Annotated in this window: 17 protein-coding genes and 1 pseudogene; 6 read left to right on the plus strand and 12 right to left on the minus strand. The window is 56.8% G+C overall.

The genetic code is table 11. The annotated features are described in order from the left end of the window. Nucleotides 1–216 precede the first annotated feature (216 nt). Nucleotides 217–1,644 carry a cell division protein FtsP gene (gene ftsP / locus H7K56_RS15905; RefSeq protein WP_031280127.1) on the plus strand — a complete coding sequence of 476 codons (1,428 nt, stop codon included), beginning with the start codon at nucleotides 217–219 and terminating at the stop codon, nucleotides 1,642–1,644. 225 nt (nucleotides 1,645–1,869) lie between these two features. Here ftsP and dkgA read toward each other — a convergent pair whose 3' ends face one another. Next, entirely contained in the window at nucleotides 1,870–2,697 is an 828-nt protein-coding gene (gene dkgA / locus H7K56_RS15910) for a 2,5-didehydrogluconate reductase DkgA (RefSeq protein WP_021509593.1), read from the minus strand. A 206-nt stretch (nucleotides 2,698–2,903) separates the two neighbouring features. Between dkgA and H7K56_RS15915 the strand changes: the two genes are divergently transcribed. After that, nucleotides 2,904–3,821 carry an AraC family transcriptional regulator gene (locus H7K56_RS15915; protein ID WP_058771382.1) on the plus strand — a complete coding sequence of 306 codons (918 nt, stop codon included), beginning with the start codon at nucleotides 2,904–2,906 and terminating at the stop codon, nucleotides 3,819–3,821. 21 nt (nucleotides 3,822–3,842) lie between these two features. On the opposite strand, the gene H7K56_RS15920 is transcribed toward H7K56_RS15915, so the two are convergent. After that, nucleotides 3,843–4,502 (minus strand): DedA family protein, encoded by a 660-nt coding sequence (locus H7K56_RS15920; protein WP_021509591.1) that lies wholly within the window; start codon nucleotides 4,500–4,502, stop codon nucleotides 3,843–3,845. Nucleotides 4,503–4,607: 105 nt separating this feature from the next. Further along, nucleotides 4,608–5,798 (minus strand): cystathionine beta-lyase, encoded by a 1,191-nt coding sequence (gene metC / locus H7K56_RS15925; RefSeq protein ID WP_150360408.1) that lies wholly within the window; start codon nucleotides 5,796–5,798, stop codon nucleotides 4,608–4,610. 515 nt (nucleotides 5,799–6,313) lie between these two features. On the opposite strand from metC, the gene exbB reads away from it, so the two are divergent. Beyond that, complete coding sequence (gene exbB, locus H7K56_RS15930; protein ID WP_182689032.1) at nucleotides 6,314–7,042, plus strand: tol-pal system-associated acyl-CoA thioesterase; 729 nt, start codon at nucleotides 6,314–6,316, stop codon at nucleotides 7,040–7,042. 5 nt (nucleotides 7,043–7,047) lie between these two features. Further along, complete coding sequence (exbD, locus tag H7K56_RS15935; RefSeq protein ID WP_150360410.1) at nucleotides 7,048–7,470, plus strand: TonB system transport protein ExbD; 423 nt, start codon at nucleotides 7,048–7,050, stop codon at nucleotides 7,468–7,470. 112 nt (nucleotides 7,471–7,582) lie between these two features. On the opposite strand, the gene H7K56_RS15940 is transcribed toward exbD, so the two are convergent. After that, entirely contained in the window at nucleotides 7,583–9,823 is a 2,241-nt protein-coding gene (locus tag H7K56_RS15940) for an Ig-like domain-containing protein (RefSeq protein ID WP_150360411.1), read from the minus strand. Between the two features lie 195 nt (nucleotides 9,824–10,018). After that, complete coding sequence (locus H7K56_RS23415; protein WP_249042709.1) at nucleotides 10,019–10,189, minus strand: hypothetical protein; 171 nt, start codon at nucleotides 10,187–10,189, stop codon at nucleotides 10,019–10,021. Between H7K56_RS23415 and H7K56_RS15945 the strand changes: the two are divergent. Further along, a pseudogene (locus H7K56_RS15945) lies at nucleotides 10,176–10,443 on the plus strand (biopolymer transporter ExbD); the annotation flags it as partial. The gene H7K56_RS23415 and the pseudogene H7K56_RS15945 sit on opposite strands and share 14 nt — an antisense overlap. 97 nt (nucleotides 10,444–10,540) lie before the next feature. Here H7K56_RS15945 and H7K56_RS15950 read toward each other — a convergent pair. Together H7K56_RS15950 and H7K56_RS15955 are read right to left on the minus strand one after the other, a co-directional pair. Next, nucleotides 10,541–14,737 carry an Ig-like domain-containing protein gene (locus H7K56_RS15950; RefSeq protein ID WP_150360412.1) on the minus strand — a complete coding sequence of 1,399 codons (4,197 nt, stop codon included), beginning with the start codon at nucleotides 14,735–14,737 and terminating at the stop codon, nucleotides 10,541–10,543. Between the two features lie 497 nt (nucleotides 14,738–15,234). Next, complete coding sequence (locus H7K56_RS15955; RefSeq protein WP_220496603.1) at nucleotides 15,235–17,070, minus strand: Ig-like domain-containing protein; 1,836 nt, start codon at nucleotides 17,068–17,070, stop codon at nucleotides 15,235–15,237. 401 nt (nucleotides 17,071–17,471) lie between these two features. Between H7K56_RS15955 and H7K56_RS15960 the strand changes: the two genes are divergently transcribed. Next, on the plus strand, nucleotides 17,472–18,794 hold the full coding sequence (locus tag H7K56_RS15960; protein WP_021509584.1) for an MFS transporter: 1,323 nt from the start codon (nucleotides 17,472–17,474) through the stop codon (nucleotides 18,792–18,794). 789 nt (nucleotides 18,795–19,583) lie between these two features. On the opposite strand, the gene H7K56_RS15965 is transcribed toward H7K56_RS15960, so the two are convergent. From H7K56_RS15965 to H7K56_RS15985, 5 genes are read right to left on the minus strand one after another with little or no spacing between them, the layout of a single operon-like run. Further along, a complete protein-coding gene (locus tag H7K56_RS15965; RefSeq protein ID WP_059012047.1) occupies nucleotides 19,584–20,546 on the minus strand; it encodes a Csu type fimbrial protein in 963 nt (320 codons plus the stop codon). Then, the gene (locus H7K56_RS15970) at nucleotides 20,543–22,975 is read right to left on the minus strand and encodes a fimbria/pilus outer membrane usher protein (RefSeq protein ID WP_150360413.1); all 2,433 of its coding nucleotides are present in this window, start codon (nucleotides 22,973–22,975) and stop codon (nucleotides 20,543–20,545) included. The genes H7K56_RS15965 and H7K56_RS15970 overlap by 4 nt, the downstream gene beginning before the upstream one ends. Continuing rightward, nucleotides 22,975–23,673, minus strand: coding sequence for a fimbrial biogenesis chaperone (locus tag H7K56_RS15975; RefSeq protein ID WP_375140416.1), 699 nt, complete (start codon nucleotides 23,671–23,673; stop codon nucleotides 22,975–22,977). Before H7K56_RS15975 ends, H7K56_RS15970 begins: the two co-directional genes overlap by 1 nt. A 24-nt stretch (nucleotides 23,674–23,697) precedes the next feature. Then, nucleotides 23,698–24,201: a Csu type fimbrial protein gene (locus H7K56_RS15980; RefSeq protein ID WP_088518017.1), complete on the minus strand. Its 504-nt coding sequence runs from the start codon at nucleotides 24,199–24,201 to the stop codon at nucleotides 23,698–23,700. Between the two features lie 22 nt (nucleotides 24,202–24,223). Continuing rightward, nucleotides 24,224–24,793, minus strand: coding sequence for a spore coat protein U domain-containing protein (locus tag H7K56_RS15985; protein WP_021509578.1), 570 nt, complete (start codon nucleotides 24,791–24,793; stop codon nucleotides 24,224–24,226). Nucleotides 24,794–25,288: the final 495 nt, after the last annotated feature.

A 25,288-nucleotide genomic window follows, 5' to 3' on the forward strand; every position in this document is an offset into this window, starting at 1 on the left:
GCTCACCCGCAGCGCGCAATGGCTCGATCTGTCGGGTGCATTGATTTGCTGCGGATCCCGCCATTTGTAGGGTGCGCATTCATGCGCACCGGGTCCCGGATGCGCATTTACCTGACCCGGACACACAGCCGCGCCTTTCGTGCGCTTCACAACACGATTAAAAATAACAACATGGACACGGCGTCTTCACGCCACGCTCAAAAGGTCTGAAGTTTTATGTCTTGCAGCAGACGTCAGTTTATTCAGCTTTCTGCCGGTATGGCGCTGGCTTCCAGCGTTATGCCTTACGCCGCCCGCGCCGCCGCGCCATTGGGCGATGTACCTTTGCCGGTGCCGCCGCTGATCGAATCACGCCGCGGTCAGCCGCTGTTCCTCACGCTGCAGCGCAGCCACTGGTCCTTCAACGGCAACAGCAACAAAGTGCCGGTGTGGGGCATTAACGGCCTGTACCTTGGCCCGACAGTGCGCGTTTACAGCGGCGATGATGTCAAACTGATCTACAGCAACCGCCTCAATGAACCGGTAGCAATGACCGTCAGCGGTTTGCAGGTGCCGGGCGCGCTGATGGGCGGTGCGCCGCGCATGATGTCCGCCGGCGTAGACTGGGCGCCGGTGCTGCCGATTCGTCAGGGCGCAGCCACGCTGTGGTATCACGCCAACACGCCGAATCGCATGGCGCCGCATGTCTATAACGGCCTGGCAGGCATGTGGCTGATCGAAGATGACATCAGCAAAGCGCTGCCACTACCGAAGCATTACGGCGTCGATGATTTCCCGCTGATTATTCAGGACAAGCGCCTCGATAACTTTGCCACGCCGGTTTATAACCCACCGTCGGACGGCGGGTTCCTCGGCGATACGCTGCTGGTTAACGGCGTGCAAAATCCGTATGTCGAAGTGTCGCGCGGCTGGGTGCGTTTGCGCCTGCTGAATGCGGCCAATGCGCGCCGTTTCGATCTCAGCTTTAGCGACAACCGGCCGTTTACGGTGATCGCCAGCGATCAGGGCTTCCTGCCCGCGCCGGTAGCGGTGCAAACGCTGTCGCTCGCACCGGGCGAACGCCGCGAAGTGCTGGTGGACATGTCGCAGGGCGATGAAGTGTCGATCACCGCAGGCACGGCGGCAGGCATTATGGATCGTCTGCGCGGGCTGTTTGAGCCGTCATCGATTCTGACCAATACGCTGGTGCTGACGCTGCGTCCAACCGGCCTGCTGCCGCTGGTGACCGACAACCTGCCGATGCGCCTGCTGGCGGATCAGATTCTGGATGGCGTGGCGGTGCGCACGCGTGAATTCCGCCTCGGCGACGGTACGCCGGGGATTAACGGTGTGCTGTGGGACATGAATCGCATCGATACAACGGTGCAGCAGGGCACCTTTGAGCGCTGGATCATACACGCCGACCGTCCGCAGTCGCTGCATATTCAGGGCGTGATGTTCCTGATTAAAAGCGTCAACGGCGCGCAGTCGATGGGAGAAGATCGCGGCTGGAAAGATACGGTCTGGGTGGATGGCGATGTCGAACTGCTGGTGAGTTTCCCGCAGAGTTCGTCAGAGCATTTCCCGTTTGTCTATTACAGCCAGACGCTGGAGCTCGCCGACCGCGGCACGGCAGGGCAGATGGTGGTGAATCCGGTTGGGTGAGGAGCGTTGCTGTTCCCTCACCCTAACCCTCTCCCGCGCGCGGGAGAGGGAACCGTTTTGAGCCAACTGTAAATTAAGAGATAAACTTAACTTATTAGTTTAAAGGGATTTTAAAGCCATTTAATTGTTTCAGTCTCGCCCGGACAACTCCCTCTCCCGCGTGCGGGAGAGGGTCGGGGTGAGGGGGCAAACCGCACCTTTCACCCATCGCATCCTTAACCCACGTCACCCATTAAACTCTTCCGGATCCGGTCCCAGTCGCTTGCCTTTATCCAGCTTCGCGATCTCGCTCACTTCTGACTTATCCAGCCGGAAATCAAACACCTGGAAGTTCTCCTGAATGCGTGCCGGCGTTACCGACTTCGGAATCACCACCAGGCCGCTGTCCAGATGCCAGCGAATCACAATCTGTGCCGGCGTCTTACTGTACTTCTTCGCCAGCTCGCGAATGATCTCCTGATCAAACACGCCTTCGCCGCCCTGCGCCAGCGGGCTCCACGACTCGGTCTGAATCTGATGCAGCGCGTTCCATGCATGCAGCGTGCGTTGCTGCAGCATCGGATGCAGTTCAATCTGATTTACCACCGGCGACACGCCGGTTTCATCAATCAGCCGCTTGAGGTGCGCTTCATGGAAGTTACACACGCCGATGCTTTTCGCCAGGCCCTGCTGTTGCAGTTCCACCATTTTCTTCCACGCATCGACGTAGTGATCTTTCTGCGGGCACGGCCAGTGCATCAGATAGAGATCCACCTGCTCCAGCTGCAGCTTCTTCAGGCTGGTTTCCATCGCCTGCTCAACGTTCTGCTGGTCATCATTCCACAGTTTGGTGGTGATAAAGATCTCATCGCGCGCCACGTCAGTTTCCTGCAGCGCCTGGCCAATCGCCTCTTCATTTTTATACGCGGCGGCGGTATCAATGGAACGATAGCCGACCTTCAGCGCTTCCAGCACGGCATTGCGCGCTTCATCAATGCTGGCCTGCCAGACGCCAAGGCCGAGTTGCGGCATCATGTTGCCGTCGTGCAGTTTAATCCGGGGTTGCTCTGCCATAGTGACTCCTTATCGGTTGCAGTGACTTACCGTAGAAACGATGTGCTTAAGTCTAGTCAACAAACCTGACCTGAGGATCATTGTGGCAACCGAACGGCACTTTCGCCCGGTGCAATCCTGCAAAAATCTTGCCTGATTCTCCAGCCATCTGGAGCTTTATGCAGCAATGCGGCACACTGCGCTTTTTTGCTGCCCGAGAGAGTGCCATGCCGAACGATGCCCTTTGCCGCCAGCTGGCGCAGCGCGTGATCACGCTGATGCGCGAGCCACAAAAGCCGCTGTGTGCGGTGGAAAACGTACGGTTGATCTACGCGGAGGAACCGCTGCCGCGCACGCCGATGTTGTATCCGGCGGGCATCGTGATCCTGTTTCAGGGACACAAAACCGGCTACCTCGGCAGTACGGTGTTTCGCTACGACGCCACCAAATATCTGATGCTCACCGTCACGCTGCCGGTGGAGTGCGAAACTGACGCCACGCCGCAGCAGCCGCTGGCCGGCATGAGCCTCACCGTGGATCCGGCCAGTTTGCAGGATCTGCTGTTAAGCATTGGCGATGACGAGCAGTTTCAGCCGCAGCCGCAAACCTCCGGCATTCACTCTGCGTTTCTTAGCGAGGAGATGCTGTGCGCCGCGGAAAGGCTGCTGGATGTGATGGATAAACCGCGTGACGCCCGCGTGCTCGGCCCGCAGCTGGTGCGTGAAATCATCTATTACGTACTGACCGGACCGATTGGCGGCGCGCTGCTGTCGCTGGTCAATCGCCAGACGCAGTTCAGCCAGGTGGCCCGGGCGCTGCGCCGCATCGAGAACCACTTTGCCGAAAGCCTGAGCGTGGAAATGCTGGCGGCAGAGGTCAACATGAGCGTCTCGGCGTTTCACCATAACTTTAAGGCGGTGACCCAGACCTCGCCGCTGCAGTATCTCAAGCGTTACCGGCTGCATCAGGCGCGGTTAATGATGCTGCAGGATGGGCTGAAGGCCAGCGCCGCCGCCGTGCGTGTTGGCTATGAAAGCCCGTCACAGTTTTCGCGGGAGTTTAAACGGTACTTTGGCGTGACGCCGGGAGAAGAGGCGAGCCGCGCGCGCCAGACCGGGGCGCTGCAGCCGTTTGACGCCGCCTGAAACGGCGGCGCTTCACAGAGGTCAGGCTTTCTGGCGCCGCTTTTTCCAGATCACCACAATGCTGCCGCCGAGGCCGAGAAACAGCAGCACAATAGGCAGCACCATCAGGATCGCCATCACCTGATCTTCGTGGCGCTTGATAAACGGCACTTGGCTGATGCCGTAGCCCATCGCCACCACAATCCCGACCCACAGTGCGCCGCTCAGCCAGTTGAAGAACTGAAAACGCCCGTTCTGCAAACCCGAAATGCCCGCCATGGTCGGCAGCAGCGTGCGCACGAAGGCCAGAAAGCGGCCAACCAGCAGTGCCATCAGGCCGTGGCGATTGAACAGGTGCCAGGCGCGCTGATGGTACTGCGCTGGCAAATGCATCAGCCAGCTTTTGACGATTTTAGTATTACCAAGCCAGCGCCCCTGCAGATAGCTCAGCCAGCAGCCGAGACTGGCGGCGGTGGTCAGAATCACCATGGTCGGCACAAAATCCATCACGCCTTTGGCGATCATCGCCCCTGCCAGCAGCAGCAGGCTGTCGCCGGGCAGGAACGAGGCAGGCAGCAAACCGTTTTCCAGGAACAGCGTCAGAAACATCACGCCGTAGACAATCCACACCACATCCGGATTGGCCAGCGCGGCAAAATCCTGATGCCACAGCGCCTGGACAATCTCATGTAAAACACCCATCAGCTATCCCATCGAGTCACAAGGCTTGTATTTTAACCGTCCGGGACGGCGTAATCGTTGATCTCCGCTACGCCGCACCGGATGGTTTAAGTTTGGTTTATCTTTTTACGCATGCAGGCGGGCAAAGCCGGCTTTCAGGTCATCCAGCAGATCGTCAACGTGCTCGAGACCGATATGCAGACGCACCAGCGTGCCGTCAAAATCCACGCCGCCCGCCGGACGAATTGCCGCCAGTTCTTCCGGCTGGTTCGCCAGAATCAGCGATTCAAAGCCGCCCCACGAGTAGGCCATACTGAAATGGTGGAAGCGATCGAGATAATTTGCCAGCTGCGCCGGGGTGAGTTTTTCATGCAGGATGAATGAGAACAGCCCGCTGCTGCCGCTGAAGTCGCGTCGCCAGAACTCGTGGCCTTTGCACTGCGCCAGCGCCGGATGGTTGACGCGCGCCACTTCCGGTTGCGCCGCCAGCCATTCGGCCACGCGCAGACCGCTTTCTTCGTGCTGACGCAGACGCGTAGCCAGCGTGCGCAGGCCGCGGCTGGCCATGTACGCGGTGTCTGCATCCACCATCTGACCCATCAGGTAGGAGTTTTCGCGCAGCTGCGCCCAGCAGCGTTCGTTGGCGACCGCAGTGCCGATCATCGCATCGCTGTGGCCGATGATGTATTTAGTGCCGGCCTGGATAGAAATGTCGATACCATGCTCCAGCGCGTTAAACAGCACGCCCGCCGCCCAGGTATTATCAATCATGATCACCGCGTCTGGTGCTTTGGCGCGCACCGCCGCGACAATTGCCGGAATGTCCTGCACTTCCATGGTGATGGACGCCGGCGATTCGAGGAACACCACGCGGGTGTTTGGCTGCACCAGCTCGCCGATTTCACTGCCGATGCAGTGATCAAACCAGGTGGTGGTGACGTTAAGCTTCGCGAGAATTTTGGTGCAGAAATCCTGGGTGGGTTCGTACACCGCGCCGCTGACCAGAATGTGATCGCCGCTGGTGACAAACGCGAGGATGGCATTGGCGACCGCGGCCGCACCGCACGGATAGAGCACGCAGCCGGCGCCGCCTTCCAGTTCGGTCATCGCATCCTGGAAGGAAAAATGGGTGAGGGTGCCGCGCCGGCCATAAAACAGTTCACCGCTGGCGCGTCCGGCGGTGGCGCGTTGTTTGTCCGCGACGGAGTCAAAAACCAGTGAGGATGCGCGCTGAATGACGCTGTTAACCGAGCCCTGAGTGTAACGTTTGCTGCGTCCCGCGGTGACAAGCCGGGTATCAATTTTTTTCGTTGCCATCACTGCCTTTCCTGACACGTCTCACAAAGCATCCAACTTACCACGAATCGCGGCGCGGGGTTGAGCCCGTTTGCCGAATATCAGAGTGACGCCAGCACAATCGCGGAAAGAGGCTGGATGCGGCTTTTATTACGCGGCGTAAAAACAAAGCGCAATAAATTGCGCCGCTACGACCCGTGCGGTGTTTTTGCTCAATGCCACAAGCCGCACCCAACCATAGCGGCGCGATTCATCGCGCAACTATGCCTGTTGCTCAATTCCACAAACCGCACCCAACCGTAGCGGCGCGATTCATCGCGCAACTGTGTCTGTTGCTCCATTCCGCAAATCGCACCGAACCGTAGCGGCGCGATTTATCGCGCTAAACATTGCGCCGCATCAATTCAGCGGGTTACAGCTTTGTAAATAGTAATGAGAACCACTATCACTTCGGTCGGTTTTTTTGCTATGATCCGCGCTTCAATCGTGAACGGTGCAACAGAAGTCGGAGACGCAGCGTGGTAGCCAGTGACTTGATGCAAACGGACCTCTCCGTTTGGGGCATGTATCAGCATGCCGATATCGTGGTAAAAATTGTGATGATCGGCCTGTTGCTGGCCTCGGTCGTCACCTGGGCGATTTTCTTTGGCAAATACGCGGAGCTGAGCGGGGCGAAACGTCGCCTGAAGCGCGAACAGCTGGCGCTGGGCGAAGCGCGCTCACTGAATGACGCGTATCGCGCGGCCGAAAACTTCAAAGCCAACAGCCACAGCGCCGTGCTGCTCGCCGACACGCGTAACGAACTGGAACTCTCTGCTGGCAGCGAAGACCTCGACGGTATTAAAGAGCGCACCAGCTTCCGCCTTGAGCGTCGCGTTGCAGGCTTTAGCCGCCACGCCGGCCGCGGTAACGGCTTCCTCGCCACCATCGGTTCCGTCGCGCCGTTTATCGGTCTGTTCGGCACCGTGTGGGGCATCATGAACAGCTTTATCGGTATCGCGAAAACCCAGACCTCTAACCTCGCGGTGGTGGCACCAGGCATCGCGGAAGCGCTGCTGGCGACGGCGATTGGCCTGGTGGCAGCAATCCCGGCGGTGGTGATCTACAACGTCTTCGCTCGCATGATTGCCAGCTACAAAGCTTCGCTCGGCGACGTGGCGGCGCAGGTACTGCTGCTGCAGAGCCGCGATCTGGACCTCGGCAACGTCGATACCGCAAAAGAAGTTAACCGTCCGGCGGCGGCCCAGAAACTGCGCGTAGGATAAGTATTATGGCGATGCGTTTAAACGATGATGCGGTCGGCGATGGCGAAATGCACGAAATCAACGTGACGCCGTTTATCGACGTCATGCTGGTGCTGCTGATCATCTTCATGGTCGCCGCGCCGCTCGCCACGGTGGATGTGCGCGTCAATCTGCCTGCCTCGACCAGCGCGCCGCAGCCGCGTCCGGAGAAGCCGGTTTATCTGTCGATCAAAGCAGATAAACAGATCTACATCGGTAACGATGCAGTGACCAAAGAGACGCTGGTGAATGCGCTCACCGCGCAAACCCAAGGCAATAAAGAGACCACCATCTTCTTCCAGGCGGACAAATCAGTCGATTATGAAACGCTGATGTCGGTGATGGATCAGTTGCGTGAAGCGGGTTATCTGAAGATTGGTTTGATGGGCATGGAGACGGTGAAGAAATAGTTTCACCGGCGTAATACCAGCACCATATCTGTAGGGTCGTCATTCATGACGACCTTTTTTATTGTGGCGGCCCGAGCAGGCCGCCATGTCATTATGCGGTGGCGAACCGCGGTTAAACCAGATTCACCGTTACGCCGTCCTGCACCAGCAGTTCCGCGTCAAAAGCCTGGTGATGGAACACCTGATAATGCTGACCACCCAGGGTTATGTTACCGGACTCTTTCACCCAATTTCCAAGATCCTGATCTTTAAATAAATGATCTAGCGTGACCACATCGTTATCGCCTTTGACCATTACCTGTAGCCTGCCATCACTTACGAAAATATTTTTTTGGCCCAGCTCCAAAATATCATTAATATTCAGGTTCAAAGTATTTTTGACTGTATCGTTACCGCCATTTATATCGAAAATTTCCACGGATGAAAGTCGACCAACGCTAACTATTTTACTTACATCCAATAATGAGCCAGAAGTAGTAGTAGTTATCTGCAGTGTATCAATCCCATCGCCACCATTAATGTTGATGTCTTTCTCATTGAGCACTGTAGGGTCTGACAGTTTAAAGATGTTATTTTTCTCATCACCAAAATAAGTGTAGTCATCATATTGAGCGGTGATAGTCTGTATAGTATCCGGTGAATATATGGTCTTCTCCGATAATCCTTTTAATTGTATATCATCTAAAGCTGTCACTGGATTTTGGCTAGGATATCTTGTTGAATCACTAATTTGAATTTTATTGAACTTAAGGCCATCAGGCATATCAACATCAATTCTTGCTCCAACAATATTCCATGTGCTATGCCCAGGGACTATATGTTTTTTGGTATAAACAACGGCGCCATTTATATCAATGAATTGAATAGTGAATGTTTCACCATATCCGCGAGCATATAATTGAAATGTAATCCCGGAAGCTTCTTTTTCGTTAAGATCTAGTTCTATTAAATTGTTACCATCATTCGCCCCTCCCATGACAATCATATCTGAAGGAGTGACCCAGTTGTTAATCCAAGTGTCTCCATATTGGTAATCATAACGAGTTCCTGCTTTAACAAGTCCATACTCCCAACCTCCTGCATGACTTCTACTGCCAACCTTCAACGTAAAGTCACCAAAATCTTTATTTTTAATTTCACTATAGGATAACTTGTTCATCCCATTAAAGTTAGTCGCGCTGTTACCTAATATATTAACTTGTAAATAATTTGAGCTATTTCCTATTTGATCAGTTAGAGCTGCTGAAACTTTAGTGTGTACCGAACCTAAAGCTATAACGGCTTTACCTGAGTCGATTTCTGCCTGAGTTAGAATGTGACCAATATGATTGTTACCAGCGATGACATTCAGCTTGTCGCCAGCAATTACTCCGCTGCCTTTTAAATCAATAGTTGCGTTGCTGCCGCTCAAAATAATATCAGCAGGTAAGCCAGGTGCACTTTTATCTATCACTACATGTTGCTGAATCTGCTCGCCCGCGCCTTTCTCGTTACTAACAACAGCCGAATAATCCCAGCTATTATCGTGAGCAGCATCATCAATAAATGTCCAGCGATTACCAATTACCTTCGCTTCTTTCCATTCAACACCATTATAGATTTTAAGTGTCTCACCTGCTTTTAGCGGTTCGCTTAGTGTGCCGCTGACAACACGCCCTGCGCTGCCATCATTTGTGCGCCAATCGTAAGGATTTCCGCTGTCGCGCGTCATATCATCAAATCGGACTGTGGTTGTGGGCGGTGCCTCAGGACGTGTTTCTACAATAATTTCAATAATCTCCGACGTTTCGCCCCAACGCTCTTTCTTAGCAAATTCTTCTTTTGCTACAAGTGTAAGGTTGTGCTTACCGTCGTTTAAATCGCGCTCAGGCTCTATCGTCCACATACCGTCTTGATCTGTCTGGGCGCTACCAATGATGATATCGCCATCCTTTAAGTAGACGACGGTGTTCTTCTGGGCAATGCCCGTTAACGTAGGGCGACGATCATCAGTTGTGTCACCTGACTTGATCATGCCAGTTTGTTGTCCTTCATCGTCATAGACATACACCAGCTTTGGCGCTGCTGGCGGCGTGGTATCAACAATCAGCGTACGCAGACTTGGCGTACTGACGTTACCGGCCTTATCAACCGACTGGAAAGACATGTTGTAGTAACCATCCTCCAGCGGCGTGGGCGGCGTCCAGCTCCAGCTGCCGTCGGCGGGGTTGATATCCACCGAGACAGTTTTATCGCCCACGGTAATCAGCATCTGACCGCCTTTGCCAATTTCTGACGGTACGGTGCCGGAAAAGGTTGGGGTGTTGGTATCTCGCTCGAGGTACTTAGCCTCTTTAAAATCGAATAGATTCATGGAGATTATTCCTGTGTTTTTTTACGTCGGGTCCACTGCAGCGAGGGCCGCTGCGCCTTGTTACAGAGTGCGCATTTTGTAATAGATGATGTAACACGCCGTATGAGACACGTCCCGAAGGGAGATAATCCGAACGGATTCAAAACAGAGGAAAAGGAGAAGATGATGCCGTGCTGCACGCACGGCATCGGGGGATTACACCAGCTCGATTTTCACGCCGTCCTGCACCAGCAGTTCCGCGTCGCCGTGGCTGAAAACGTGGTACTGGCTGCCGGCGATGGTCACGGTGCCGGCCTGCTGCGTCCAGCCGCTGACCGCTTCGCCTTCCGGCAGGATGTCGCTGAGCTGCACGCTGTCGGCCTCCACCAGCGCGCCGCAGCTGCGTCCGGAGGAGCCGGTTTATGTGTCGATCAAAGAGCTACATTGGTAACAACGCGGTGACCAGGGAGACGCTGGTGAACGCACTCACTGCGCAAACAGAAGGCAACAAAGAGACCACCATCTTTTTCCCGGTGGACAAATCTGTAGATTATGAACCGCTAATGTCGGTGATGGACCAACTGCGTGAAGTGGATTATCTGAAGATTGGTTTGATGGACAAGGAGATGGTGGAGAAATAGCGAATATGCTTTTCTGCATTAATAAATATTCAAAGGGCCACCGTTAAGGTGGCCCTTTTCCATTACATATTGAAACAGCGTCAACAATATCAGTTAATTATTCAATGTTGTTAATAGCTTTATCCTGAATGAGCGTTTCCTCTCCTGATACAGAGTGAATAAATACCTGATAGCCATTGCTGTTTTTGCTCGCTTCTTCTGTCTCTTGACCCCATTGATTGATATTTTCGCTCTTAACGATATCTTCCAGTTTTAAAGTAATTGACTGATGTTGGATCTCACTTTGTTGACTAAACAACTCCTCATTTGCCGCAACCAGAAGCTCAGCGGAAGGAAGTTGCTTGTTGATAGACGTCACAGTTGTTGGATCACTGCCCACGTTAAATTCAGTAACGTTAGTTTCTTCTCCGTTAAGCATCAGTAATGATGTACTGGAAAGTTCAAAATCAATATCCGGCGCATCCGGCGGAATGGTATCAACAATTATACTCCAGGAATTAGAGCTACCGCTGGTATTACCGGTCTGATCTTTTGCCTGAGCAGTAAAGGTATGCGTACCATCTGCCAGTTCACGAGGTGGTATGAAACTCCACTCACCGCTGGCGTTAGCCTTAACGGAGCCAATGATGATAGCACCATCAAAAATGGTAACGATGCTATCTGCTTTGGCTGTACCCCAAAGTTCAGGCCGGTTGTCATCAGTATAATCACCGCTATTCAGGTCTCCCCGAATGCTACCGATGTCATCACGAATGCCTTTAATGACCGGAGCTGCAATAGTCGTATCAACCTCAATATCCCAGCTGTCGCTTTTGCCGCTGGAGTTGCCAGCGTCGTCGGTGGCGATGATGTGGAACTGGTGCTTCCCGTCGCTGAGGTCAGTGCCCGGGGTGAAGGTCCATTTGCCGTTGCCGTCGGCGATAACGGAGCCGCGTGGCACATTATCAATGTAGACGGTGACGACGCTGTCCCTTTCGGCGGTGCCGCTGAGGGTCGGGCGTCTGTCGTCGGTGACGCCGTCTTTACCGATGCTTCCGGTGACAGCACCGACGTCATCCCTCACGTCGGTGATGGCCGGCTTGCCCGGGGCAACGGTGTCCACGGTGATGGCCCAGCTGTCGCTTTTCGCGCTGGCGTTACCGGCGGCGTCGGTGGCGATGATGTGGAACTGGTGCTTCCCGTCGGCGAGGTCGGTGCCCGGGGTAAAGGTCCATTTGCCGTTGCCGTCGGCGATAACGGAGCCGCGTGGCACATTATCAATGTAGACGGTAACGACGCTGTCCCTTTCGGCGGTGCCGCTGAGGGCCGGACGCTTGTCGTCGGTGACGCCGTCTTTGGCGACCGGCCCCTGGATGGCGCCGGCGTCATCGTTCACGCCGGTGATGACCGGCTTGTCCGGGGCAGCGGTGTCGAGGTTCAGGTAAAACTTGCCCGTCCAGGCGCTCTGCTTCACGCCGTTTGTTGAACGGGCACGGTACTCATAGCGGCCGTCGGTCGTCAGGGCCGGTGATTCGAGGCGCCAGTTTCCGCTGGCATCCACCACCGCTGAGCCTGCTGCCTGCCATGAGCCAGTGCTCAGCCCGAACTGCACTTCAATAATTGCGCCCGGCACGCCCTTGCCGTGCAGCACGGGGGTTTTATCATCGGTATATTCATTGCTTTTTACGGGGCCCGTTACGGCACCGGCGTCGTCCATGACGTGGGTGATTTCCGGCACGGCGTCTGCTGTGGCGTAAACTTTCAGCGTAAAGGTGTTTGACCAGTCGCTCATTTTGGCACCGTTAATACTACGCGCCGCAAAAGAAACGCTGCCGTCGGTTTTCAGGTCCGGGGATGTCAGGTGCCAGTTGCCGCTGGCATCCACCACCGCTGAGCCTGCCACGACCCACTCGCCGCCGGCCTTGCTGTATTTCACCTCAATTACCGCACCCGGTACGCCCTTGCCGTGCAGCGTCGGCGTTTTATCGTCGGTGATGCCGCCGTGCTTCACGTCACCCTGCACCGCGCCCGAGTTGTCCACCGCATGAGTGATTTCCGGTGCTTTGTCGGCGCTGGCATACACTTTTACCGTGAAGTAGCCTGTCCGGTCGCTCACCTTCGCACCGTTTACGGATCGCGCAATAAAGTGAACGGTGCCGTCGGTCTTCAGGTCCGGGGATGTAAAGTGCCAGTTGCCGCTGGCGTCAACCACCGCTGACCCCGCATCAATCCACCCGCTGGTGCCGGCCTTATTATATTGCACCGCAATTACTGCGCCCGGCACGCCCTTGCCGTGCAGCGTCGGGGTCCTGTCGTCCGTGATGTCACCGTTCTTCAGATTACCCTGCACCGCACCAGCGTCGTCTACCGCGTGGGTGATTTCCGGCGCTTTGTCGGCCTCGGTGCTGACGTTAAGGACGAACTTGCTGCTCCACGGGCTGTGGTTTGCGCCGTTAAAGGCGCGGGCCTGATACTCCCACGCGCCGTCGGCGCTGAGGGCCGGCGGAGTGAGCGTCCAGTTACCGTTTTCGTCAACAGTGGCGGTGCCGGCGGCCTGCCATGTCTTTCCGGCGGCGCAGAACTGCACCTCAATAATGGTGCCCGGTACGCCCTTGCCGTGCAGGGTCGGGGTTTTATCATCGGTGATGCCGCCGTTTTTAACGCTGCCGGTCACGCTGCCGGCGTCGTCAAGAATGCTTTCAATCGTCGGCGCGACGGGCATTTTGGTGTCAACGGTGATGCCCCAGCTGTCGCTCTGCGCGCTGGCGTTGCCGGCGGCGTCGGTGGCGATGATGTGGAACTGGTGCTTTCCGTCGGCGAGGTCGGTGCCCGGGGTAAAGGTCCATTTGCCGTTGCCGTCGGCGATAACGGAGCCGCGTGGCACATTATCAATGTAGATGGTGACGGTGCTGTTCTTTTCAGCGGTGCCGCTGAGGGCCGGACGCTTGTCGTCGGTGACGCCGTCTTTGGCGACCGGACCCTGAATGGCGCCGGCGTCATCGCTTACACCGGTGATGACCGGCTTGTCCGGGGCGGTAGTATCAACAGTCAGCGTAAAGTCTGTCGATTCTTCTCCCCAGCGTTCTTTTTTATTAAACGTTTCCTTTGCGATCAGGGTGAGTTTATGTATGCCGTCGGTCAAAGCTACTTCTGGTTCGATTGTCCAGATGCCATCCTGATCCGCAAGCGCACTGCCAATTATTTTTCCACTATCTTTCAAATAGACGATAGTGTTCTTTTGCGCAACGCCAGTGAGAGTCGGGACTTTGTCATCAGAGATCCCGCCATTTTCGATCATGCCAATCTGGCTACCCTGATCGTCATACATCAGAAGTAATTTCGGCGCGACAGGAGGAGTCGTATCCACTTTCAAGGTAAAAAGGGAAGGCAGGCTGATGTTCCCGGCCTTATCAACTGACTGGAAGGCGAGGCTATATTCACCATCAGCAAAGGATTGAGGTGGAGTAAAACTCCAGTTCCCTTCTTTATCAATCTCGGTGGTGTAAGTCACCTTCCCTATGGTGATTATCATTGAACCACCACGGCCTTTCTCAGAAGGGCTGTTACCCTGGAATGTTGGCGTTGCGGTGTCTCTCTCCAGATACTGAACGGTTTTCACCACTTTATCTGACAGAGTGGCGCTCTCTTCATTTGAAATAATATTCGCAGGCTGAGTAATTGCTTTGCCTGTTTCGAACTGCGTTGACTTACTGATAGTCCCGATCTTTAAATCAATGACTTCAGACTCAGCACCCAGGCGTTCAGTTTTATTAAAGGTCTCTTTGGCCACTAATGTAAGTTTGTGATCTCCGTTGCTAAGATCTTTTTCCGGTTCAATCACCCACACGCCATTTTCATCGGTCTTTGCGCTACCAATAATCGTGCCACCATCTTTGAGGTAGACAAGGGTGTTTTTCTGAGCAAATCCCGTCAGCGTTGGGCGGCGATCATCAGTGGTTTCGCCAGGGTTCACTATGCCGGTCTCATTACCCTGATCGTCATAGATGAACAGAAGCTTGGGTGCTGCGGGAGGCGTAGTATCTACAACTAGCGTAATTAACGTAGGTGGGCTAGGGTTACCCGCTTTATCAATGGTTTGAAAGAAAACGCTGTATTCACCATCTTTCAGTGCTTCCGGTGCCGTCCAGCTCCAGCGGCCAGTCTCAGGATTGATGTCAACACGGTATTCCGTGTCGCCAATGACGATTCTCATCGTACCGCCAAGCCCAATCTCAGTATTGGCCGAGCCGCTAAAGGTTGGATTTGCTGTGGTACGCTCATGGATTATAACTTCTTTATAATCAAGGATTTCCATTTAAAATTCCCTTTGAAAAGAATAGTGCGGTAACGGAGGCCGCAACAAAATGAGCCTGCATTCTTAACAAGTTTTTTAATGAGCTGTATGAGAAGCGTCTCGAACGCTCAATTAAGTAATATAAAAATAATTAGCCTGTTATATTAATTCAGTGATTTCCTTCAGGTTGACTGAAGGTCATAGTTAAAATGGTTCCATTATTAGTGTTGTGAATTAAAACGGTTAATCGTTCATGAGGTCGCCTTCAGACATAAAATTTGAATTAAAATAATAACGGTGCGAGCTGCTCTTTGACTTGAGGGTGAGATTAAAAGGTGGGATTTGATTTTTTTAAATTATAATAAAATAACAAATGACATGGCAGGATAAAATATCTGGAGACTTAATACAGTTACGATTGTTATCGCCGGTGGCATGAAATTCCTGTGGCACCATCCATCACGTAATATATACGCTAAGAAAATAAAATGCCGTGCTACGCGCACGGCATCGGGGAGTTACACCAGTTGTAGTTGTACGCCGTCCTGCACCAGCAGTTCGGCGTCGCCGTGGCTCCAGACGTGATATTGCGTACCGGCGATGGTCAGGGTGCCGGTCTGCTGCGTCCAGCCATCAACCGCTTCGCCTGCCGGCAGGATATCCTGCAGCTGTACGCTGTCGCCCGGCTTGCCGTTCACCAGCAGCTGGGTGCTGTCATCCTCAATGAACAGCCCTTTGCCACCTTCGCTCAGCAGTTGGTGCAGCGTCAGCGCATCCGGCTGGGCTTCATCCTGCTGCCCGAACGCGGCATCAGGGCTGACGTCGAGCACGAATTTGCTGCTCCAGTTGCTCTTCATCTCGCCGGTTGAGGCGCGCGCCTGATATTCCCACACGCCAGGCTGATGCAGATAGGGTGAGGTGAAGCTCCACTTGCCGTCGGCATCGACCTGCACGCTGCCAGCGTGGCGCAGGCCTTCACCCTGCACGCCATATTCGATCTCAATCACCTGGCCCGGCGTGCCGCTGCCGTGCAGCGTTGGCGTGGTGTCATCGGTTGAGTCGTGCTGATAAACCGGCCCCTGCAGCGGGCCCGCGTTGTCCCAGGCGTAGTCGATGGTCGGCTCCAGCGGCGCACCGGGGATCACCAGCAGCTCAAACTTATCGCTCCACGCGCTGGCTTTGCCATCGGCTACGCCGCGCGAGCGGAAACCCCATTCGCCAAAATAGGTCAGTTCAAAGCCGGCGAACTGCCAGTTGCCCTGCGCATCGACCGTCACGCTGCCCGCGCTGTGCCAGCCGCTGTTACTCAGGTTGTACTCAATCTCAACGATGCTGCCCGGCGCACCACGACCTTCCAGCACCGGCGTTTTATCGTCGGTGGTGCCGCGATGGTACACCTGGCCGGTATGGGCGCCGGTATCGTCACGCGCGCAGTCGATAGCCGGACGCAGATTTTCCAGCGCCGACATATTAAGGCTGAAATCCGGGCGGTAGTCGTCTTTGCTGTTCTCGTAGGAAGCGTAGAAGGTGTAGATGCCGTCACCGCTGATCATCGCGCGTGACTGAATCACCCAGTCACCGTTGGCATCGGTTTTAACGCTGCCTTTATAGCCGATGCCGCCGTGATCGTTCTGCGCGAACAGATAAACGATGCTGTTCGGCTCCGCGCGGCCCACGATCAGCGGCGAGAAGTCGTCGGTGGTGGAACCGCTGGCGAGCTGGCCCTGTACGGTGCCGACATCGTCAATGGCGTAGCTGATGGTCGGCGGCACCGGTCCGCTTTCAACCACAGTGATGTCGAAATGTTCAGAAGGTTCGCTGACACGGCCAAACTCGTCGGTCGCGGTGACGGTTAGCTGATGGCCGCCCGCGCCCAGCAGCGGCTCCAGCGACCATTCGCCGCTTTTACTGGCCACGGTGCTGCCAATCAGTCTGTCGTGATCGTACAGCCGCACCGTGCTGCCCGGCAGCGCATAGCCCTGCACTTTGGGCGTGGTGTCATCAATGGTGTGTCCGCGTCCGACCGGGCCGGTTTCGCTGCCGACATCGTCAAACAGCGCGGTGATCGCCGGTTTGTCCGGCACCGAGAGCGCGACGTCAACAGAGAACGGATGCGGTTCGCCGCTGTCGCCGATGCGCGCCATCATGTCGTGGCTGCCTTCGCTCAGCGAGAACGGCGGCTGAAATGACCAGCTGCCGTCGGCGGCAATCGGCGTGCTGTAGTGGTGATCATTGATAATGAATTCAATGATTTCACCGGCCTGCGCCGGCAGGCTGCCGCTCAGCAGCGGATAAGGTGTGCCCACTCGCAAGGTATTGGATGAAAAGGGGTCAAAGCTGAGAGGTGTTAGCATAAGTATTCTCCACCAAAATCAACAACGGCGTGATTACCGTTGCCTGCCCAGCATAAAGGGGGAGGGGATGGCGGCATGTACCAGAATCGTCTCGTTTCTAAGACTGATCTTAATAAGTTCTGCTAATGAAAAAGGCATTAAAAAGAGTGGGATATGGCTCATGATATTGTTTGTTGGGGATTGATATCGCTGAATTTATGCTACTGGTAAGGTCGATAGTCTGTGCTGCACCTGCCACCTGGAAAGCCCAGAATTATTAACTTTCCTCATAAGCTGATCGGACCGGCTGTGTTAACTATTTGTTACCTTTGTTTGTACTTTTGTAAAGTGCAATGGTGAACAGGATCACATCTATTCGCGCGCCGGCAGGCTAAAACAGGAGAAAAACCAGGAAGGACGATATGAGCTCAAGTCACGCTTTACAAAAGTCATCGCAGGGCGGTGCCAAAACCATCTTTAGCGTTACCAGCGGTAACTTTCTTGAGATGTACGATTTTATGGTGTTTGGCTACTACGCCACCGCCATTGCAAAAACCTTTTTCCCGGGCGACGATCCGTTCGCCTCGCTGATGCTGACGCTGATGACCTTTGGCGCCGGCTTCCTGATGCGTCCGCTCGGGGCGATTATACTGGGGGCCTACATTGACCATCACGGCCGGCGTAAAGGGCTGCTGCTGACGCTCGGCCTGATGGCGCTCGGTACGCTGACTATCGCGCTGGTACCAGGCTACGCCACGCTGGGCGCGGCGGCACCGATTCTGATTCTGCTGGGTCGCCTGCTGCAGGGCTTCTCGGCGGGCGTGGAGCTGGGCGGCGTCTCAGTTTATCTGTCTGAAGTGGCTCCCAAAGGCCGTAAAGGCTTTTACGTCAGCTGGCAGTCAGGCAGCCAGCAGGTAGCGGTAATCTTTGCCGCGCTGCTGGGGCTGGGGCTTAATCATCTGCTGGCGAAGGACGCGGTGACCGAATGGGGCTGGCGTATTCCGTTTGTGGTTGGCTGTCTGATTGTGCCGTTCCTGTTCTGGATTCGCCGCATGCTGGAAGAGACCGAAGCGTTCAGCCAGCGTAAATCGCACCCGTCGATGGGCCAGATTGTGCGTTCAGTGGGACAGAACTGGGCGCTGGTGCTGGCCGGCATGCTGATGGTGGTCACCACCACGGTGATGTTCTACATGATCACCGCATTCACCCCGACCTTTGGTAAAACCGTGCTGATGATGAGTGACAAACAGAGCTTCCTCGTGACGCTGTTTGTCGGCATCTCCAACCTGTTCTGGCTGCCGGTGATGGGCGCGCTATCGGACCGCGTCGGAAGGCGACCGCTGCTGATTACTTTTACCGTGTTGATGATCCTGACGACCTGGCCGGTGCTGCACGGGCTGGTAGGATCGCCGACCTTCGCGCACCTGGTGGAAGCGGAGCTGTGGTTATCGTTTCTGTACGCCAGCTATAACGGCGCGATGGTGGTGTATCTGGCGGAGATCATGCCGGCTGAAGTGCGTGCTTCGGGCTTTTCGCTGGCCTACAGCCTGGCGACCGCTCTGTTTGGTGGTTTTACGCCGGCGATTTCGAGCTATCTGATTCATGCTACTGGCGATAAAGCGATGCCGGGCGTCTGGCTGTCGTTCGCCGCGGTGTGCGGCCTGGTAGGCACGCTGCTGATCGGCCGTATGGTGAAACAGTATCAGGCGCGGCACAGCGCAACAGTAGTGGGCGCGTCGCTGTAGTTCGAGTGCGCGCGCGCTGGACTCACCCTGACTTTCTCTCACTGGCCCTCACCCTAACCCTCTCCCGCACGCGGGAGAGGGAACCGCTCGGTGCGGTTTCGCAGACCTGCACTTCACCTCAACACTCGCTTGGTTGGCTCCTTCTCCCGCTGGCCCTCACCCTGACCCTCTCCCGCACGCGGGAGAGGGAACCGTTCAGTGCGGTTTCGCAGACCTGCGCTTCACCTCAACCCCCGCTCAATCGGCCCCTTCTCCCGCGTGCGGGAGAAGGCGGGGGATGAGGGGGCCAGCCTGCTCCTGCTCTGCGCGCTGGCCCTCACCCTGACCCTCTCCCGCACGCGTGAGAGGGAAACCGTTCAGTGCGGTTTCGCAGACCTGCACTTCACCTCAACGCCCGCGCGGTCGGCCCCTTCTCCCGCCAGCGGGAGAAGGCGGGGGATGAGGGTGCCAGCCTGCTCCCGTCTGCCTGCTGGCCCTCACCCTGACCCTCTCCCGCACGCGGGAGAGGGAACCGTTCAGTGCGGTTTGCAGACCTGCGCTTTACCTCAACCCCCGCTCAATCGGTCCCTTCTCCCGCCAGTGGGAGAAGGCGGGGGATGAGGGGGCCAGCCAGCTCCTGCTCTGCCTGCTGGCCCTCACCCTGACCCTCTCCCGCACGCGGGAGAGGGAACCGTTCGGTGCGGTTTCACAGACCTGCGCTTCACCTCAACATCCGCGCGATCGGCCCCTTCTCCCGCTGGCGGGAGAAGGCGGGGGATGAGGGTGCCAGCCAGCTCCCGTCCCACCCCGCTAAAACGCCACATCCACCACCACGCTATCGCTGTAATTGCCCGCTGCGGGCGTATTCTGCGTAGTCAGAATCTGCGCCGTATAGGTAAAGTTGCGCGTCACGGTATCCGCGTTGAGCGATGTCGAGGTCGCGCTGCTCCAGCGGTCGCTGCCGCTCGGGCCCCAGCGATTAGTGGTGGTGGTGCCTTTATAAATATCGTACGCCAGCCGGTTGGTGCCGCTCGCCATCTGGCGCGTGGTGCCGCTGAAATAGCTGCCATTACTCAGTCCCACCGTATACGTGCTGCCCTTTGAACACACCACGTTAATCGTCTGCTGCACGGTAGAAAAACTGCCGACCAGCGGCGCACTGCCGAAGCTGACGTTCGGCGCCGTAATCGTAGTGCAGTCGTTGGTGATCACCATATTCACGGTGATCGGCATCGCCGTCCCGCTGCTGCTCTGCACCGTACCAACGCACACGCCGGCCACGTTCAACCCGGCGCACACGTTATAACTCACCGTCAGCGTGATGGTGGTGGTGTAACTGCCGGCGGCAATCACCTGGCCGGGCACGGTGCGGAAATAGAGTGGAATGACAAAATTGAGGCTGTTGCCGAGCGCCAGCAGCGCGGAAGAGTTCCAGCGATAGCTGCCGCCCTGGCGCAGTTCGGTGGCACAGGCGCTGTCGATGCACAGCTGAATCGGCACGTTATCGGTGCCGCTGGCCGATGCCTTCATGGTGGCGCGCGTGCCGCTCAGGTAGTTGGCGGTGGTAAACGCATAGGCGACGTAATCGCTGCCCAGCAGGTTGAGCGTGCCGGTGCCGCAGTTAACGTTGGTGTTACTGGAGGTATTGACCGCCGTCGACTGCACGTAAAACGTGGTTTGCGTGCCAAAGCTGGCGCTGGGAGCCGAAAGCGAACAGAGCGCGTAGCTGCTGGCCGGCAGCAGCCACAGCAGCAAGAACAGAAATTTCCTCATGGCGAGATCCCTGACTGTGAGTTGTTGGCGGCATTCACTGCCATACCGGGCGCGGCAGGTGGCAGCGGGCAGGTGAGTGGACCGTAAGTCTGCAGCGCTTTAGGCTGGCCCTCAGCGATAGCCAGCGTGGTCTCGCACTGGCGGCCGTCCGGCGTCACCACGCGCATCGGGTTGCTGGCGCTGAGATCTTCCATCCACACGATGCCGTCCCAGCCGACATATTCGGTGGCGCGATCGCGGCGCAACACCTGGCTGGAGACCGGCAGCGGCTGGCCGTTGCTGTCGTGCAGGATCACGCTGGCGGCGCGCAGGCGCTCCACCGGGAAATTCAGCAGATAGCCACTTTTGCGCTTCACCGCGAAGCGCTGCTCCACTCTCGGCGCGGTCATGTCAGCCGGCAGATCGAGGGTATCGATATCGTACTTCGCGCCGTAATAGCTGCTGATGGACGGCACCAGCAAATAGCCAGCGTCATCGGTGCGGCCCATCGTCTGGTTTTCGTAGCGCACCGTCACGTCCGGATAGCGGGTTTTCACCACCACAAAGGCATCGTTGATGTTGTTGGCGGCGAACACATGGTTGTCCATCAGCACCAGCGAGCCGGTGAAATCGGCCCATTGCGTGGTGTTGTCATCGTCGCCGTAAAAGCCGGCGGAAGTATCGATCTTGTTATTGCGATAGCGCAGGCTGCCCTGACGATAATCGCCGCTGTCGCCGCCCTGATGCGCCCATGATGCATCGTAAGCAAAACCGCCGTCGCTCGGCATGGCGCGCGACACGTACAGGCGCTGATTGCTTTGTCCCTGCTGATCGCGCTCGACGCTGATCGATGCGCTGCTCTGTTCGCCAAACGGAATCACCAGCGAAATCGCGCCGCTCCAGTCGCCCTGTTGCTGGTCGCGGCTGGCGGAGATGTACAGGCTGCTGTTGCCCCACAGGTTTTTACTCCACGATAAATTCCACAGGCGGGTGCGATCGCCGCTGCCGCCGGCGATGTCCAGATACGCCAGACCGAGGCTGCCGTACTGGCTGAGCGACAGGCTGGCGGTGTACTGCGCGCTGCGTCTGGCGAGCGAATAGCTGGTGTTGGCGCTATCGCCGCGGCTGCCGACCAGCGCCAGGTTGCCGAAATCCTCGCTGCGCAGCGTGTGCTGGGTGCCGAGGCTGAACCAGCTGTTGTTGTACTGGTAACCCCAGCTGTACTGGGTACCGGATCTGCCGTCCAGCTGGCTCTGCGCCAGCGCGGCATTGATGACGCCCAGGCTGCCCAGTTTCACCAGCGCGCCGGCACCGCCCATCGCCACGTCGCTGCTGCCTTCGGCGTGCGATTCCAGCGTCAGCCAGTCGCGCAGGCCGTAGCGATAGGAACCGCTGGCCGCCGCTGCGCCGTAATCAAAGTTTTTGATGCCGTAGTTCTCGCGAATCGCCCCGGCGGAGAAGGCGTAATCGGACAGGCCGGTTTTCAGCAGGCTGCTGGAGACGTAGAACGGCAGCGTCGTCGTCACCTGACGACCGACCGCGTCGGTGGTGGTGATCACCGCATCGCCCGCCCCATTAACGAACGGCACATTGGTCAGCGACCACGGCCCCGGCTGCACGTTGGCCTGCGCGCTGCGGTAACCATTGATAAACAGATCGACTGACGACGGCACCGCCGCCTGGCCGCTAAAGGCCGGCAGCGGATAAGTGACCAGATCCGGCCGCACGCTGAAGTCACGCGCGATCTGCACGCCGCCAAGGCGCACGCTGTTGCTCCAGCCCAGCGCATCCGTAATCAAATCCCCGGCGCGCCAGCTCAGCGCGGCGCTCTCGTTCTCGTTGCTGTACCAGGTGTCGTAGCGAATGTAACCCTGCTGCTGGCCGCTGGTGTCGCCCGCAAGTTGCTGGATATAGACACCGTTGCTGGAGAACTGGCCGGCCGGGCCGAACAGGCGCAGCTCGTTCCAGCTGGAGAGACGCGAACCGGCGTTGTCGGTGCGCGTGGCGTAGAGGTCGTAGTTGAGCAGCGCGCCGTTGCTGGCCTGGCCGGGGTAGCGCGGGCCGTTTTGCGGCTGACCAAGCGTCTGCTCCGGCAGCCAGGCGGGCGGTACCGTCAGCAGCAGGCGCTGACGGCGTTCATCGTATTCCACTTTAACCTCACCCAACTGACCGGGAGCGACCTGTTCGCCAGCCAGCTTCGCCGCCGGAATGCCGGCGCGCTGCAGATCGCCGCTGCGCAGCCAGAACTCACCGTCGCGCCGCTCGACCGGCACAATCTCGCCCCGTTCGCGCTGGTTTACCACCAGTTCCAGCATGTATTGCTGGCCGCTGGCGCTGTGGCTGACGGCAGGCGGTGGTGGCAGCTCAGAGAAAGTCTCTGCGCTGCTCAGCGGGGAAAAGCACAGCACGCTGGTCACCGCCAGCGCGCAGGGAGGCGGTGTCAGCTTCATCAGCGCGCGGCAGCGCTGCGCCAGTGATTCTTATTCACCTCGGCCGCGAGTTCACCGCTCACCGGGCTGTTCAGCGGCCAGCGGTGGCTGCTGTGAGCCAGCACATAGCCAAACAGGCCGTTGCCGAGCGCGCGACCGCCGACGGTGACGTTGCTCAGACGCGCGTGGCCGTTGCCGCGATTGGTCAGCTCCAGCCAGCGTTTGCCGTCGCGGCTGACCTGACGCCAGCTGAGATCGGCTTTGGCGCTGTCGCGCGTCAGGCCATCGCCATAGACAAACAGCGGCACCGAGTAGCGCATCTGAAAGGTCAGCCCGGCCTGATTCTCGCCCGGCGAGCGCGGCGTCGGGATCTCATCCAGCACCACGCGATAGGCTTGCTCCACGCCCGCAGGCGGCGCGCTCTGGCGAATCAGGCGCACCAGTTGTTTCTGCCCCGGTTCCAGCCGCACCATCGGCGGGCTGGCGACCACCTGCTGCTGCGTTTGATACTGTTCCTGGCCGTCAATCTGCTGCCAGTTGAAGATGCGCACCTGCATGATGGTGGTGGCGTTACCGCGATTCTCCAGCCACAGTTCGCTGGCTTTTTCCTGCGGATTGATGGCGGGATCGATCGGCCAGATCATCAGCGAGTTGGCGGCGAAGCTGGCGGGCGACAGGGCCAGAAGAAACCACAGAAGCAGGGCGCGCAGGCTCATCATCTTTCATCCTTTTTTATGCTGCCGTCACCAGCTCAGGGTGACGGTTAACGTATCGGTATAGGTCCCGGCGCGCGTCGGGCCGGGCAGGGTTAACAGGCCATAAATTGGCAGCACGATGTTATTGGCGTTGCTGTAACTCAGCGCCACCGGCGAGTTAACCGGAATCGCCGTGGTGTGCGCTGCGTTGGTATACAGGCTGTACGCCACGGTATCGGTGTTACTGGTGTGTTTGAGATTGCGGCTGCTGGTGTAATTGCTGCCGCCATTGATACTCATGCTGAGGGCGGTACCCGGCGTGCAGGCGAGGGTGAGGGTGGTGCTTTGCACGTAGCTGGCGCTGACGCTGCTGCTCGCCACGCCCGACTGGGTGCCAAAATTCAGCGTGCCAAACACGCCGGTATTGGTACCGGAAATCACGCAGCCTGCCACCACTGACGCAGAGACCTGGAAGGTGGCCGTCGGCAAACCCCAGGCCGGGACGCTCCCTATCAGCAGGGCCAGGCTGCCAGCACGCAGCAGCCATACCATCCTTCTTACCCCACCGCTGGCGTCAGTAGTTCACCGCCACGTTAATAGTATCGGTGTAGGTACCGGCCGGAATCAGTGGGTTAAAGCCGCCGCCGACTACCCGACCGTAAATGGCATAGTTGGTGCCGAGCGTCGGATCGGTGGTGCCGCTGGCGGCAATGTTGGTGTTGTTGGCGATGGCGGTGGTAAACGCGGCGTCGCTGTACAGCGTGTAAGCAATGCCCTGCGTATTGTTGGAGCCGAGGATCAGGTAACGCGGCTGGCCGCTCACCGTACCGTAAATGGTGGCCGGTGCCGGATTACTGCTGGTGACCTGCACATTGAAGGTTTGGCCGGTGGTGCAGCGGACAAAAATGCCGTTCCCGGATGCGCCCACCAGGGTGGCGTTTAAGGTATCAAAGGTTGCAGCGCTGCTACCGAAGTTCAGGGTACCGAAGTTAACCCCGCTGGTGGCGGACTGACCGTTCACCAGACAGCCGGTGGTGAGCGTCAATGTGGCATTGATGGTTCCCGTTGTGGTGGCAGCAAAAACCGTTGCAGGGGCGAGCGCGGCGCTCAGGCTGGTAGCCAAAAGAAAAAGCTTGAGTTTCATAATCAATCCTTACTGATTATCCAATGTCAGTGCTTTTTCGCCTGGTGATTTATTAATGAAACGAACCCGTAAATAACAAGACGCCGCGATCGGCAAACGAACTTAATGCCCTGCCACCTAAGAAAATTCTTAAAGGCTGAGTTAGTGATTTATATCAGTTTTATTTACTATAGAACACCCTTTTGCCGCTTGTACAACGCACCGGAGAATTTTCGCTAATCAATTTCTCCTTTTCCCCGGTAATGCAGTCATAACAAGGGCTGGCAGGCCGTTAAAAAAACCAAACGGCAAGTGATTCCCCCCTCTACCGCGACTTCAGGTTCAATGCTATGTTCATGCATTAATCAGATATCATTACTTTTCCCGGCCGCGACAGACGATGAGAATAAAAAATAGCCGTGCAATACCTCCAGTTATTTCTGGATCTGTTTTTGTGTTGCCGCATCGCTGGTGGTCATTACCTGCCTCACATTGATGTTTTCACTTTTTCTGTTG

It is taken from the genome of Pantoea dispersa (assembly GCF_014155765.1).
GTDB classification, from domain to species: domain Bacteria; phylum Pseudomonadota; class Gammaproteobacteria; order Enterobacterales; family Enterobacteriaceae; genus Pantoea; species Pantoea dispersa.

Coding starts and splice junctions, on each gene's coding strand:
- ftsP (WP_031280127.1), top strand. CDS start 217: ATGTCTTGCAGCAGACGTCAGTTTATTCAGCTTTCTGCCGGTATGGCG.
- dkgA (WP_021509593.1), bottom strand. CDS start 2,697: ATGGCAGAGCAACCCCGGATTAAACTGCACGACGGCAACATGATGCCG.
- H7K56_RS15915 (WP_058771382.1), top strand. CDS start 2,904: ATGCCGAACGATGCCCTTTGCCGCCAGCTGGCGCAGCGCGTGATCACG.
- H7K56_RS15920 (WP_021509591.1), bottom strand. CDS start 4,502: ATGGGTGTTTTACATGAGATTGTCCAGGCGCTGTGGCATCAGGATTTT.
- metC (WP_150360408.1), bottom strand. CDS start 5,798: ATGGCAACGAAAAAAATTGATACCCGGCTTGTCACCGCGGGACGCAGC.
- exbB (WP_182689032.1), top strand. CDS start 6,314: ATGCAAACGGACCTCTCCGTTTGGGGCATGTATCAGCATGCCGATATC.
- exbD (WP_150360410.1), top strand. CDS start 7,048: ATGGCGATGCGTTTAAACGATGATGCGGTCGGCGATGGCGAAATGCAC.
- H7K56_RS15940 (WP_150360411.1), bottom strand. CDS start 9,823: ATGAATCTATTCGATTTTAAAGAGGCTAAGTACCTCGAGCGAGATACC.
- H7K56_RS15950 (WP_150360412.1), bottom strand. CDS start 14,737: ATGGAAATCCTTGATTATAAAGAAGTTATAATCCATGAGCGTACCACA.
- H7K56_RS15955 (WP_220496603.1), bottom strand. CDS start 17,070: ATGCTAACACCTCTCAGCTTTGACCCCTTTTCATCCAATACCTTGCGA.
- H7K56_RS15960 (WP_021509584.1), top strand. CDS start 17,472: ATGAGCTCAAGTCACGCTTTACAAAAGTCATCGCAGGGCGGTGCCAAA.
- H7K56_RS15965 (WP_059012047.1), bottom strand. CDS start 20,546: ATGAGGAAATTTCTGTTCTTGCTGCTGTGGCTGCTGCCGGCCAGCAGC.
- H7K56_RS15970 (WP_150360413.1), bottom strand. CDS start 22,975: ATGAAGCTGACACCGCCTCCCTGCGCGCTGGCGGTGACCAGCGTGCTG.
- H7K56_RS15975 (WP_375140416.1), bottom strand. CDS start 23,673: ATGATGAGCCTGCGCGCCCTGCTTCTGTGGTTTCTTCTGGCCCTGTCG.
- H7K56_RS15980 (WP_088518017.1), bottom strand. CDS start 24,201: ATGGTATGGCTGCTGCGTGCTGGCAGCCTGGCCCTGCTGATAGGGAGC.
- H7K56_RS15985 (WP_021509578.1), bottom strand. CDS start 24,793: ATGAAACTCAAGCTTTTTCTTTTGGCTACCAGCCTGAGCGCCGCGCTC.